Source organism: Aequorivita capsosiphonis DSM 23843 (assembly GCF_000429125.1).
Taxonomy (GTDB): Bacteria; Bacteroidota; Bacteroidia; order Flavobacteriales; family Flavobacteriaceae; genus Aequorivita; species Aequorivita capsosiphonis.
Genome location: NZ_KE386850.1, coordinates 100000 through 113523, shown reverse-complemented (window position 1 = coordinate 113523; position 13524 = coordinate 100000). Strand labels below are relative to the sequence as shown.

Annotated in this window: 9 protein-coding genes, 1 pseudogene and 1 riboswitch; of the genes and pseudogenes, 1 reads left to right on the top strand and 9 read right to left on the bottom strand. The window is 39.4% G+C overall.

Features of this window, described 5'->3' with window-relative positions:
- Window positions 1-43: 43 nt before the first annotated feature.
- From G440_RS0117815 to G440_RS0117775, 9 genes and pseudogenes are all read right to left on the bottom strand, one after another.
- Entirely contained in the window at window positions 44-1153 is a 1110-nt protein-coding gene (locus G440_RS0117815) for an acyloxyacyl hydrolase (protein WP_026452536.1), read from the bottom strand.
- Window positions 1154-1224: 71 nt separating this feature from the next.
- Entirely contained in the window at window positions 1225-2181 is a 957-nt protein-coding gene (gene metF, locus G440_RS0117810; RefSeq protein WP_026452535.1) for a methylenetetrahydrofolate reductase [NAD(P)H], read from the bottom strand.
- Between the two features lie 139 nt (window positions 2182-2320).
- Window positions 2321-5047 (bottom strand): methionine synthase, encoded by a 2727-nt coding sequence (gene metH, locus G440_RS20355; RefSeq protein ID WP_084426903.1) that lies wholly within the window; start codon window positions 5045-5047, stop codon window positions 2321-2323.
- Window positions 5048-5210: 163 nt separating this feature from the next.
- Window positions 5211-6152, bottom strand: a complete 942-nt coding sequence (locus G440_RS0117800; protein WP_026452534.1) for a threonine ammonia-lyase — start codon at window positions 6150-6152, stop codon at window positions 5211-5213.
- Window positions 6149-7162, bottom strand: coding sequence for a homocysteine S-methyltransferase family protein (locus G440_RS0117795; RefSeq protein ID WP_026452533.1), 1014 nt, complete (start codon window positions 7160-7162; stop codon window positions 6149-6151). The genes G440_RS0117800 and G440_RS0117795 overlap by 4 nt, the downstream gene beginning before the upstream one ends.
- Before the next feature lie 355 nt (window positions 7163-7517).
- The gene (locus G440_RS0117790; protein WP_026452532.1) at window positions 7518-7952 is read right to left on the bottom strand and encodes an OsmC family protein; all 435 of its coding nucleotides are present in this window, start codon (window positions 7950-7952) and stop codon (window positions 7518-7520) included.
- Window positions 7953-8130: 178 nt separating this feature from the next.
- A pseudogene (locus G440_RS0117785) lies at window positions 8131-9210 on the bottom strand (homoserine dehydrogenase family protein); the annotation flags it as partial.
- Window positions 9211-9250: 40 nt separating this feature from the next.
- Window positions 9251-10279, bottom strand: a complete 1029-nt coding sequence (locus G440_RS20350; RefSeq protein WP_034259937.1) for an alpha/beta fold hydrolase — start codon at window positions 10277-10279, stop codon at window positions 9251-9253.
- Window positions 10280-10314: 35 nt separating this feature from the next.
- On the bottom strand, window positions 10315-11610 hold the full coding sequence (locus G440_RS0117775; RefSeq protein WP_026452530.1) for an O-acetylhomoserine aminocarboxypropyltransferase/cysteine synthase family protein: 1296 nt from the start codon (window positions 11608-11610) through the stop codon (window positions 10315-10317).
- 122 nt (window positions 11611-11732) lie between these two features.
- A riboswitch (SAM riboswitch) is annotated at window positions 11733-11854 on the bottom strand.
- A 411-nt stretch (window positions 11855-12265) separates the two neighbouring features.
- Here G440_RS0117775 and metK point away from each other — a divergent pair.
- Window positions 12266-13519 carry a methionine adenosyltransferase gene (metK, locus tag G440_RS0117770; RefSeq protein WP_026452529.1) on the top strand — a complete coding sequence of 418 codons (1254 nt, stop codon included), beginning with the start codon at window positions 12266-12268 and terminating at the stop codon, window positions 13517-13519.
- Window positions 13520-13524 lie beyond the last annotated feature (5 nt).

Here is a 13524-nt window from a genome sequence, read left to right as displayed (position 1 = left end):
TCCCCCGTTGGGCTTGCTGCCGTAGGAAGAGATCGAGGGGAACTTACAATCTGTATCCAATTCCAAACTCTACTGCTTCCGCCTTTGCCCAATGCGCATGTACGGTTATGGCTGCAAATATCTTGTCGTTAAAGAAATAGCGTTTCAGTCCCAAACGATTGTAAACCCTGTTTTCAAAAGCATAGGGCCAATACACATAATAACCCAGTTGGCTAACAAATGCAACTTTATTAAAACGCCATTCATGACCTACAAAAACACCAACCCGTTTATAATCTTCGTCGCCCGAAAGTCCATCTTCTGGATAGGCAATGGAGCGATACGTGATTAATTCCTTTAAAAATGTGGAGAAAAAAACATCTACCCCAGCAGTGAAGGTGCTTTTATAATTTATACGTTTATCAACAAAAGCCGAAATCACATAAAAGGGTTCTTGGCCTAGACCAACGACATCGCTTTCGTTTATCCCGGTTCTAAAAGCAAGGTTATATTTAAATCTTTCCGCGTGCGTTCTACTAAGAGAATCTTCCTTTTGAATAATTTCAGGAAATTCTTTATAATCCAATTGATAGCTAAGTCCAGCATTCAGCGCAAAGGTATTAGTGCTGTTGTTTGGCGCCTTAAAATTTGCATTACTGTAATGGATAATAGTAAACCCCGCATGAAAGCCTAAACCTTTCCACAAATTCTCACGTACAAAATTTCCCTTTAAAAAGGTGGAACTTAAAAAATGACTTCCGTATGCGTTGTTATTATAGTTGGTATCTGTATCAAAAGGACTGTCAACATAGGCTATTCCTTGGCCAACACGAAGCATTAGGTGCCTTTTTAGAAAATACCAGTTATAGTGACCATAAGCACTCACGGCCGTCCCCAAAAACTCATTGTGCAAATTTTGAAATGCCATAGTAAAACCCCAATCAGGATTATTATAGCGTCGCTGCCATTCATTAAAGCCATAAGACTTTCTGTTATATGAAAGAATAAGCCCGGTAGGATGCCCAGTAATTAAATGCTGAATATCCGGATTGTGTTCCAAAATACTTCCATAGAAAAAATCTGCTTCAAGGGAAACAGGTTTCAGTTCCTTTTCCTGCGAAAAGAGTGGAAAACTTAAAAGGAATGCTGTGAATAGAAAAAGAAAGTGCTTCATATTTTTTTCAACGGCGGTAAAGATAAACTAATCTCGAAACATTGTTGGAAAGCACTTATTTTCTTTTCCAATTAAAATACTTGGGATGCAATTTTTTTAATATTGCTGCTTTTTCCCATTGAATAATAATGCAGAAACGGCACTCCAGCTTTTGTGAGTTCCTTGCTTTGCTGCACGCACCAGTCAATTCCAATTTGCCGAACGGCTTTGTTGTCTTTTGCCTTTACCACCTCTTTAACCAAAGCATCCGGCAAATCTACCTTAAATCTATGCGGAATTAAATTGAGGTGAGACTTCACTGCAATTGGTTTTAAACCCGGGATGATGGGAACATTAATGCCTTCTGCCCTACATTTTTCCACAAATTTGAAATACTTTTCGTTGTCGAAAAACATCTGTGTCACAATATATTCCGCTCCATTTTTTATTTTATTCTTCAGGAAATGGATATCACTTTCACTGCTTGGCGCTTCCATATGCTTTTCGGGATATCCCGCAACACCCACACAAAAATCTGTTGGAAATGTATTTTGAAGTTCCTCTTCAAGATAGCAACCTTTGTTCATAAAGTTTATTTGCGAAACCAAGTCGCCAGCGTATTTATGACCGTTCTTTTCAGGGGTGAAATAGGTTTCACTTCTAACAGCGTCACCTCTTAAAGCCATAACGTTTTGGATTCCCAAAAACTGAAGGTCTATCAAAAAATTCTCTGTTTCTTCTTTAGTAAAACCTCCACAGAGAATATGAGGAATGGCATCCACCTGATATCGGTTTTGGATTGCGGCACAAATCCCAACGGTTCCTGGTCGTTTTCTGACAATCTTCTTTTCAAGCAGACCGTTTTTTAATTCCTTATAAATGTATTCCTCACGATGATAAGTAACATTGATATGAGGTGGCTTAAACTCCATCAATGGATCAATATTTTCAAAAATGGAATGTATATTTTCACCCTTTAAAGGCGGTAAAATCTCGAACGAAAATTGTGTTTTCCCGTTGCCGTTTTTTATGTGTTCTGTAACTTTCATAGGCTCCTTAGCCCCCGAAGGAGGAATAGCCCCCTGGCCCCCGAAGGGGGAATAGTGGCGGTTAAACTTTTGAATTTTAATTTCCTTATCATTTTATCTTTATTTTCATTCCGTTTATAAAAGTCCCCCTTCGGGGGATTTAGGGGGCTAAGTTTGGTTTCAGCCAATTTGTGGCTTCATCTAAATTCATATTTTTCCGCTTTGCGAAATCTTCAATTTGGTCTGTCTTAATTTTTCCAACGCCAAAATAACGCGCTTCCGGATTGCCAAAATAATATCCTGAAACAGATGCCGCTGGCCACATAGCCATACTTTCTGTTAGTTCTACATCTATGGTTTCTTTTACTTTTAAAAGCTCCCAAATAGTTTGTTTCTCCAAATGATCGGGACAAGCAGGATACCCAGGTGCGGGACGGATTCCTTTGTATTTTTCTGAAATGAGATCTTCGTTAGAAAGATTTTCTTCGGTAGCATAGCCCCAATATTCTGTTCGTACTTGCTTGTGCAAATATTCTGCAAAAGCCTCCGCCAAGCGGTCCGCCAGCGCTTTAACCATAATAGCATTATAGTCGTCGTGATTCTCCACATATTTGGTCGCTAATTCCGCAGTTCCAAAACCGGTACTCACACAGAAACAGCCCATATAATCCTGAATTCCTGTTTCCTTAGGCGCAATAAAATCTGCTAAAGCAATATTGGGTTTACCTTTTGCTTTTTGGGATTGTTGGCGGAGAGTTCTGAAAATCTCCCCGTCCCCAACTGTTGAGAGATTCTTTGTGAAATGAGCTCCCCTTTTGGGGGCTGGGAGGCTTACTTCTACATCATCATCATTTACGGTATTGGCTTCAAAAATTCCAAAAACCGCACGAGCTGTTAATAGTTTTTCTGAAATTAATTTATCGAGCATTTGTTTCGCCTCCTCAAACAATTCGGTGGCTTGTTCGCCCACCACTTCATCTGTCAGTATGCCTGGATATTTTCCGTGTAACTCCCAACTTCTAAAAAATGGGGTCCAGTCTAAATAATCGCGTAAGAGGTTTAAATCGAAATCTTTCAGGCTGTGAACACCCAATTGTTTCGGTTTTGTAATTTCAGACGTTTTCCAATCAATTTGAAACTTGTTTTTCCTTGCTTCTGAAATAGGCAAGTAGGTTTTTACTTTTTGACGTTTTAGGAAATTTACTCGGAAATCGTCATATTCCTTTTTTAAGTTTTCTTTATAAGCTCCTGAAGTTTCCTTTTTAAGCAAATCTCCAACAACTGTCACCGCACGTGAAGCATCGTTTATATGAACAACCGCACATTCGTACTCCGGATCAATTTTTACTGCCGTATGCGCTCTACTAGTTGTTGCGCCTCCAATTAATAAAGGAACCTTAAAATTTTGTCGCTGCATTTCTTTTGCCAAAAAAACCATTTCGTCCAAGGAAGGCGTTATCAACCCACTTAATCCAATGGCATCCACATTTCGTTCTTTCGCAGTTGCAATTATTTTTTCTGGCGGAACCATCACGCCCAAGTCTATGATTTCATAATTGTTGCAAGCCAAAACAACGCCTACAATGTTTTTTCCTATGTCGTGAACATCTCCTTTTACAGTAGCCATTAATATCCGGCCAGCGTTTATTGAATCATCAACTTGCGGATTCTTCAATTTCTCCTCTTCAATGAACGGAAGTAAATATGCCACCGCTTTTTTCATCACCCTCGCACTCTTCACAACTTGTGGCAAAAACATTTTTCCACTTCCAAAAAGATCGCCAACCACATTCATTCCGGTCATTAGGTTCACTTCTATTACTTCAATAGGCTTGGGGGCAAGTTGGCGAGCTTCTTCAATGTCTTCAAGAATGAATTCATCCACTCCCTTTACCAAGGCTCTAGTTATTCGATTTTGTAAAGGTTCCTCCCGCCAGGAAAGATCTTTTTTACTTTCCTTCGCACTTCCTTTTACTGATTCGGCAAAATCCAGCAAACGCTCTGTGGCATCATCACGGCGGTCGAACATTACGTCTTCAACGTGCTCCAACAAATTCTTTGGAATATTATCGTAAATCTCCAACATAGTAGGATTGACAATGCCCATATTCATTCCAGCCTGAATTGCGTGATATAAAAAAACGGAATGCATCGCCTCCCGAACTGGGTCATTCCCACGGAAACTAAAAGAAACGTTACTAACTCCACCACTCACGCTCACATACGGTAGATTTTCACGAACCCAACGCGTGGCCTCAATAAAATCGATTGCATTCTTTCGATGTTCATCCATTCCCGTTGCAATAGGAAAAATGTTTAAATCGAAAATGATATCTTCTGGCGCAAATTTCACTTGATTCACCAAAATATCATACGAACGCTTGGCGATTTCAATTCTGCGTTTAAGATTATCAGCTTGTCCTGTTTCATCAAAAGCCATTACAATCACAGCAGCGCCATAGCGCCTTATCAATTTTGCGTGATGGATGAATTCCTCTTCACCCTCTTTTAAACTAATAGAATTCACCACACATTTGCCTTGCACCACCTGTAATCCGGCTTCAATTATTTCCCACTTAGAACTATCGATCATAATTGGAACTCGAGAAATATCCGGTTCTGCAATTACGAGATTCAGGAATTTCACCATCGCCTCTTTCCCATCAATCAATCCATCGTCCATATTTATGTCGATGATCTGCGCGCCATTTTCAACCTGCTCCCGAGCCACGGAAAGGGCTTCTTCAAAATTTCTGTCTTTTATAAGCCGAAGGAATTTCTTTGAACCAGCAACATTAGTGCGCTCTCCCACGTTTATGAAATTGCTTTCAGGAGTTATGATAAGCGGCTCTAAGCCTGATAATTTTAGATAATTTTTGTTTTTCATTGTATATTTTTCTCTCTGCGTTCTTTGCACCTTTCCGGTAAATTATTCCACCGCAAAGGCGCAGATAACGCAAAGTTTTAGAATGGTAATTTCTATAAGACCAATTTTCTTTATTACCCAACCCTAAAGGGACTATTTGAAGTTCCCCTCTAGAAGCTGGGGGTCAAAACGGTAAATTCTTCAAATCCACATTTCCACCGGAAAGGATTATTCCTACTTTTTTATTTTTAAATCTTTCTTTATCTCGAAGTAAAGCTGCTAAGGCGACCGCGCTACTAGGCTCTACAATTATTTTCATCCGTTCCCAAATGAGTTTCATTGCCGCAATAATTTCAGTTTCTTCAACCCTAATTATTTCTGAAACCAATTCTCTTATTATTGGAAAATTGATATCGCCCAGGAAGGTTTTTAACCCGTCGGCAATGGTGTTTGCAGTGTCGTTTAATTCTATTTTTCCAGATTGAAGACTTCGGAAAGCATCATCAACTTCAAAAGGTTCACCTCCAATAGTTTTACAACTAGCACCGAAATACTTTACTGAAAGTGAAGTTCCAGCAAGTAATCCGCCGCCACCAACAGGAGTAAAAACATAATCTAAATCGGGATGCGATTCAAGCAATTCTGCTGCCGAAGTTGCATTGCCAAGAATCACATTTTTATCGTTGGACGGATGAATAAAAGTTGCCCCAGTTTCTTTTTGGATTCGCTCAGCTTCTTGTTCACGAGCGGTTGACGTGGATTCCGATTCAGTAATAATCCCACCGTAACCTTTAACAGCATCTTTCTTTACTTGCGGTGCATTTTCAGGCATTACGATGTACGCTTTTACACCCAGATTTCTCGCCGCTAAGGACAAGGCTTGCGCAAAATTTCCTGAGGAATGTGTTACAACTCCGGCCCTTTTCTGGGCTTCGGAAAGCTGTAAAATAGCATTTGTTGCGCCACGCATTTTAAAAGCTCCCATTTTTTGAAAGTTCTCACATTTAAAGAAAATTTCGGCGCCAGAAAGTTCATTTAAATAAGATGATTTTAAAACCGGAGTATTGTGAACATAAGGTTTTACGCGGTTACAAGCTGCTTCAACTTCTCTTTTTGTGGGAATCATACTGCTAGATTTTTAGTTTGAAAAACAGATCTTGGTTTATATTGGGAAGCGATTTCCGCAATGGCTTTTATATGTTCGGGGGTTGTACCGCAACATCCACCGATTATGTTTACCAACTGCTTTTCTAAATATTCTTTTACCTGCTCTGCCATTTGCGCCGGACTTTCATCATATTCTCCAAAAGCGTTTGGTAATCCGGCATTTGGATAGGCGCTCACGGCAAGATTGGTGCGGTTTGCTATCACTTCCAAATGGGGCGTGAGTTGTTTGGCGCCCAAAGCACAATTGAAACCTACGCTCAACAGTGGAATATGTGAAATTGAAATCAAAAATGCTTCGGCCGTTTGTCCAGAAAGGGTTCTTCCCGAAGCATCGGTTATTGTTCCGCTTATCATTATCGGGATATCGAGGTTTCGCTCTTCCTTTATTTCGTCAATTGCAAAAAGTGCTGCTTTGGCGTTCAACGTATCAAAAATGGTTTCAACCAAGAGAAGATCCACGCCACCATCAATCAAAGCTTCAGCTTGTTGTCTGTATGCAACCCGTAATTGCTCAAAGGAAATAGCACGAAACCCAGGATCGTTTACATCAGGACTCATACTTGCCGTTTTGTTGGTAGGGCCCATTGCACCGGCTACAAAACGAGGTTTGTTCGGTTCCTTTTTCGTGAATTCCTCAGCTACTTTTTTTGCGATTCTGGCGGATTCGTAATTTAATTCGTAAACCAAATCCTGCATATCATAATCTGCCATTGCTATCGTGGTGCTAGAGAACGTATTGGTTTCTGCAATATCAGCGCCAGCCGCAAAGTATTTTGAATGAATTTCAGCGATTGCCTGCGGTTGTGTAAGTGAAATTAAATCGTTGTTCCCTTTCACCGATTTATGAAAATCTTTAAAGCGCTCGCCACGAAAATCTTCCTCTGAAAATTTATAACGCTGCAACATCGTGCCCATTGCACCATCAAGGATTAGTATTCGGTCTTGTAATGCTTTTTGAATTGTATTCATTGTTTTGATATTTTGATAGAACTATAAGGTATTCCAAAAGATCTCTGTTTTTTATTTATCAGGATGACGTAGGACTAATTTTTTGTCCATTGTCTAACTAAATTAAAAACTCTTAAAACTCTGCGTTCTTTGCGCCTTGGCGGTAAAAAGCTCACCGCTGAGGCGCAGAGTTCGCAAAGAAAAAGGGCGCTTTCATAAAGGTAAGGGTAGATAAGGTTCGCAATCTCAGACGGACCCGAGTCAGCGTCTTACGTCTTAAAGCGTCCGCGTGCCTCAGAAGCTTTACGGCCTTCGTAGCCACTTCGGCGTAGTAGGCTAGCGGAGGAGCCAGCGGTCTTAAGTCTTAGGTCTTTTCTTATATATCCAATACATTTAAAGACTTTCCGTTGAGAACAATACTATACGTAACTTTTACCGAAGCCTGCATTGTTATTGAAACAGAGCAGTATTTCTCAAAACTCAAAGCTGCTGCACGGATAGCTTTTGCTTCATCAATTTCACCTTCCAGATGAAGGTTTACGTGAATTGCTTCAAAAGGTTTTGCATCCCCGGTATCTTTTCTTTGGCCTTCCACTTCCATTTTATAGGAAGTAATTTCCTGACGTTGCTTTTTTAATATTGAAACAACATCTATGGCGCTACAACCCCCAACGCCCATTAATATTAATTCCATTGGACTTGCTCCTCTTGAAGCTTCGTCGGTTTTATTATCTATTAAGACTGGAACACCAGATGCGCCTTTGGCTTCAAATAGATACTTGTCGTTTTTTCTTTCTAAGTTAACTTTCATAGTTATATGTTTTTTTAAAATTATTTTTGGAATGACGTAGAACGGTAATGTATAGAGCGTCCATTAAAAAAATGACCTAAGACGGTAGGACATAAGACGTAGGACTAATTAATATTTTTAAATTTTCTTGTCTTATGTCTTACGTCCTATAGCGCAGCGGTCTTAAGTCTCATTTGTTTTAATCTTTGTCGCTTATTCTCAAAATATCTCCAAACACTCCGCGAGCAGTAACCGCTGCTCCCGCGCCGGCTCCTTGGATAACGATTGGATTATCGCCATAACATTCAGTGTATATTTCAAAAATAGAATCGCTACCTTTTAAAGCGCCCAACATACTGTTTTTTGGAACAGACACTAAACAAACATCTAAAAGCGCACCTGTTTCTTTAGACAAATCGCCGTGCAAATCTGCAACATAGCGAAAAACAGAGTCCTTTGCTTGGTTCTTCTTTTTGATTTGAAATGGAACGTCCAATTCCTTTAAACGCTCCAAAAACTCCTCTTTGGAAACATTGCGTAAATCTTTTGGAATCAAGTTTTGAATGGAAATATCTGCTAACTCATTGTGCAAATCCAATTCACGAGCCAAGATAAGCAATTTGCGTCCAACGTCATTACCACAAAGGTCTTCGCGCGGGTCTGGCTCTGTAAATCCTTTATCAATTGCAGTTCTTAAAACGGAACTAAACGATCTATCTTCTGCAGAAAAAGTATTAAAAATATAACTCAAAGATCCTGAAAACACACCTCGAATCCGTGTAATGTTTTCTCCCGAAAGGTGTAAAAGCTTGATCGTATCTATCAACGGAAGCCCTGCGCCAACATTTGTTTCATATAAATACTGACGTTTTTTTAAAGTCAGTTTTTCGCGAAGATCCTTATAGAATCCCAAATCCAAAGTGTTGGCGATTTTATTGGAAGAAACCAAGTGAAACCCGTTTTCAACAAAAGTTGAATAATTGTGGACAAAGTCAGCATCCGCAGTGTTATCTACCAAAATCAGGTTTTGAAGGTTTTTGGTTTTAGCAAAAGAGATTACTTCCTGCACATTATACGACTGTCCAGATTCGGCCTTTTCTTCCAGCCAATCTTTCTTTAACCCCTTTTGCTGAAGCAACACGGTTTTTGAATTTGCAATCGCGAAAATATTCAAGTCTAAATCGCGTCTTCTTGAGATTTCCTCCTTTGAAGAGATTATTTGATCTACCAGATGCCTGCCCACATTTCCGTGACCGAAAATGGCGATGTTTATTTTTTTCTTTTTTATATTATTTAAGTCAATTCGGCTTAAAACCGGATTATCTAATACTTGCGTGCTCATATTCTGTTGTTTTTGTAATTTCCTGCCAATCAGCAGGTACGATTTCTGAATTAAAAATGGGGTTCAGAATTCCCGCCAATTGTTTATATTCTATTAAAAATGCATCGTGTCCGTGAATGGAATTTATTTCGGCAAAATGCACGTTGTTTTTTCTAGGTTTTAATAATGAATAAGTCTCTTTTATCTCTTCATTTAAATAAAATCCATCGCTATCGATTCCTATTAAGTAGATATTTCCTTCAATTTTTGAGGCTAAATCATAAAAGTGATTTTCGGTCTCAAAATCTGCGGTCATCAGTAAGTGATTCATCAATTTATAGGCTTGTAACTTAAAGCGCTTATTCAATGTTTCGCCGTGATAAAGCAACCAACTTTCTACATTATAAATATTCTCAAGTTGCTTCAAACTTCTATTAAATTTCTGCTTAAAAGATTGCGGCGTTCTATAGAAAGTCATTGCATGAACACGAGCATCGTGAACAGGATTTTCAGAATTATTTAAAATCTGCTTTTGGACTCTACATTGAGCGATTACCCAATCTGTAGCTTTCCAATCAGTTGCAATAGGAATAAAATTCTGAAACAGATTAGGTTTCAAAACTGCCATTTGCCAAAGAATGCTTCCCCCTAATGAACCGCCGATTGCCGTAAAAACCGACGGTATTTCAAGTTGTTCCAACCCAATCAAAAACCATTGTGCCACATCATAAATACTAATGTCTTCGTAATTTTCAATTAGAAAACCATCGCAGCCATTTCCCGGAACATTGAAAGAAAGAATGGTATATCGATCAAGATCAATGCACTTTTCAGAGTCAATCAAAGATTTCCACCAGCCATTTTCGCCACATACATTGCTGTTTCCAGTAAGCGCGTGCGTTACCAAAACCACGGGAGCCGTACCCAATTCCTTCCCAAAAATTTGATAAGTTAATGGTAGATTTTTGAATTGGAAGCCACTTTGGGTGGTGTAATCTGGTATTGTTAGACTTGAGATGTGAGACATTTTTTTAGAGATGAGACGTGAGACAAAATTCTATATTAAACCAGCTGTTCCTTAAAAACACTTTTGAAAGCTTGTTCCAAATCTGAAGTTAGATCTTCAATATTTTCTAGTCCGATAGAAAGCCGTATCAAATCCTGACTCACACCTGCGGCAGCTTGAGCAGTTTCACTCAATTGTTGGTGCGTAGTACTTGCGGGATGAATTATCAGGGATTTTGTATCTCCGATATTTGCCAGAAGTGAAAATAATTTCACGTTATCAACTACTTTTTTAGCAGTTTCAAAACCACCTTTAACACCGAAAGTAACCAGACCGCTTTGTCCTTCGGGAAGGTATTTTTGCGCAACGCTGAAATATGGATTATCTTCTAAACCAGGATAATTTACCCAAGCCACTTCTTCACGACCCTGAAGCCATTTAGCGAATTTCAAGGCGTTTTCACTGTGTTTTTTAATTCGAATTTCCAAAGTCTCTAAACCTTGAATAATTTGAAAAGCACTAAACGGACTCAATGCCGCACCAAAATCGCGAAGTCCTTCAAGACGTACTTTTGCGATGAAAGCGGCTCCCTTTAAGACTTCGGAATAAACCAGTCCGTGATAGCCAGCGGAAGGTTCGGTGAATTCAGGGAATTTTCCATTGGTCCAATCAAAATTGCCAGCGTCAATAATTGCGCCGCCAAGAGTTGTACCGTTTCCGTTGATGTACTTTGTAAGCGAATGGATTACAATGTTTGCACCATAAGCAATTGGATTCAACAAAGCGGGCGAAGCGACTGTATTGTCAACAATTAGCGGAATTTTATTTTCTTTCGCTTCAGTGGCAATTCCTTCAATATCCAAAACGTCCAACTTCGGGTTTCCAAGAGATTCGATAAAAATGGCGCGGGTATTTTCTTTAACGGCTTTTCCAAAATTCTCGGGATCGGAACCGTCTACAAACGTGGTTGTAATTCCCAAACGCGGTAAAGTAACATTCAGTAAATTGAAAGTTCCGCCATATAAACTGCTGGATGCTACAATGTGATCGCCAGCGCGAAGTAATGTCAACAATGCAGTGGAAATAGCAGATGCGCCAGAGGCTGTAGTAACGGCACCGATACCTCCTTCCAAAGCTGCCAAACGTTTTTCCAAAATATCACAAGTTGGATTGTTTAGGCGTGAATAGATAAATCCGGGCTCCGAAAGATTGAACACGTTTGCAGCGTGGTCGCTGTTTTTAAAAACGTAACTTGAAGTTTGGTAAATTGGCACCGCTCGGGTGCCTCCGGTAGCGGTTACATCGTGTCCTGCGTGCAACAAGTTTGTTGCGAAATTGTTTTGTGTACTCATTTTTCTAGTTTTTTTGAGTTAATAAAAAAGATTAAAACAAAAGATCAATCCGCCGCAGCGAAAAAATAGAAAAATGTTAAAAAGAATAAATGAAAAGCAATTTCAGAAAAGAAATTGTCTTGTCGTTATCTATCGTCAATTCTAAAAAAAAATCAGAATTGTTGTAGAATGTAGCACCTTCATTCCGGAGAAAGGGTTGCTAAGGCGTCATAGGGTCTAATCCCTCGGCCTTTCTTGATAACATTTCAATAAAGGTTTGAACTTTGTGAGTGCAAATATAGCGTCAGAAAAATTTAATAACCTAATGTTTTGTCAAAAAACTTTAAATAAAATTGAATTTCATTTAATTTTTCTACTTTTGCCAAGACAATTTAAGAGGAAAGATTTGACTGATTGCAACCTCTTCAGAATCGGAATTACCGAGGATGAGATCCCACCGCTTCGACTCCACTCAACGATCGAAAAAACGGGATAAAAATGCTAAAGGCAGTGAAAACTTCCCTTGATCGCGACCGTCAAATCTTCTTAAAAATGACTTACGACTGCTTGACGTAGGACTTAAGACTAAATACTTTTTGAATTTTTTTTAGTCGTACGTCTTAAGTCATTTCGTCTTAGGTCGTGTACAGTTTTTACAAAATTTTAAACACAGTTTATGGCCTATTTATTTACTTCGGAAAGTGTTTCTGAAGGACACCCAGATAAAGTTGCGGATCAAATTAGCGATGCGCTTTTAGATAATTTTTTAGCTTTCGATCCTGAATCAAAAGTAGCTTGCGAAACTTTGGTAACCACTGGACAGGTTGTTCTAGCTGGCGAAGTGAAAAGCAATACCTACCTTGACGTACAAACTATTGCGCGCGACGTAATCAACAAGATAGGTTACACAAAAGGTGCCTATAAATTCAGCGGTGATTCTTGCGGCGTCATTTCACTTATCCACGAGCAATCGCAAGACATCAACCAAGGTGTTGACCGTGAAAACAAGGAGGAACAAGGAGCAGGAGATCAAGGAATGATGTTCGGTTACGCCACAAAGGAAACCGAAAATTATATGCCTTTGGCTTTGGATATTTCGCATAAAATAATGATTGAATTGGCGTCCCTTCGAAGAGAGGACGACGAAATAAAATACCTGCGCCCAGATTCAAAAAGTCAGGTGACCATAGAATACAGCGACGATAATGTGCCTCAGAAAATTGTTGCGATTGTGGTTTCAACCCAACACGACGATTTTGATGAAGATGAACCAATGCTGAAAAAAATCAAAAAAGACATTGAAGAAATTTTAATTCCAAGGGTAAAAAAGCTACTTCCAGATTACGTTCAGAAATTGTTTAATGATGCCATTGTTTATCATATAAACCCAACAGGAAAGTTTGTGATCGGCGGGCCACACGGAGATACGGGATTAACGGGCAGAAAGATTATTGTAGATACTTACGGCGGAAAAGGAGCTCACGGTGGTGGTGCCTTTAGTGGTAAGGATCCAAGTAAAGTTGATAGAAGTGCGGCTTATGCCGCTAGACACATCGCCAAAAATCTTGTTGCGGCAGGTGTTGCAGATGAGATTTTGGTGCAGGTCTCCTACGCAATTGGCGTTGTGGAACCCACGTCTATCTTGGTAAATACATACAATTCTAAAAATGTAAATCTTTCTGATGGTGAAATTGCCAAAAAGGTTTCGGAAATATTCAATATGCGCCCTGCCGCGATTGAAAAAAGATTAAAACTTCGAAATCCCATTTATTCTGAAACAGCAGCTTACGGCCATATGGGTAGAAATCCAGAAGTGATTACAAAAACTTTTGAAAGTCCATATAATGGCCAAATTACAAAAGAAGTCGAGCTTTTCACTTGGGAGAAATTGGATAGGCTTGACGAAGTGAAAAAAGCTTTTGGGCTATAAATTAC

What these genes read in the sequence shown, in the direction of transcription:
- G440_RS0117815 (WP_026452536.1), bottom strand. Translation starts at nt 1,153, where the DNA reads ATGAAGCACTTTCTTTTTCTATTCACAGCATTCCTTTTAAGTTTTCCA.
- metF (WP_026452535.1), bottom strand. Translation starts at nt 2,181, where the DNA reads ATGAAAGTTACAGAACACATAAAAAACGGCAACGGGAAAACACAATTT.
- metH (WP_084426903.1), bottom strand. Translation starts at nt 5,047, where the DNA reads ATGAAAAACAAAAATTATCTAAAATTATCAGGCTTAGAGCCGCTTATC.
- G440_RS0117800 (WP_026452534.1), bottom strand. Translation starts at nt 6,152, where the DNA reads ATGATTCCCACAAAAAGAGAAGTTGAAGCAGCTTGTAACCGCGTAAAA.
- G440_RS0117795 (WP_026452533.1), bottom strand. Translation starts at nt 7,162, where the DNA reads ATGAATACAATTCAAAAAGCATTACAAGACCGAATACTAATCCTTGAT.
- G440_RS0117790 (WP_026452532.1), bottom strand. Translation starts at nt 7,952, where the DNA reads ATGAAAGTTAACTTAGAAAGAAAAAACGACAAGTATCTATTTGAAGCC.
- G440_RS20350 (WP_034259937.1), bottom strand. Translation starts at nt 10,279, where the DNA reads ATGTCTCACATCTCAAGTCTAACAATACCAGATTACACCACCCAAAGT.
- G440_RS0117775 (WP_026452530.1), bottom strand. Translation starts at nt 11,610, where the DNA reads ATGAGTACACAAAACAATTTCGCAACAAACTTGTTGCACGCAGGACAC.
- metK (WP_026452529.1), top strand. Translation starts at nt 12,266, where the DNA reads ATGGCCTATTTATTTACTTCGGAAAGTGTTTCTGAAGGACACCCAGAT.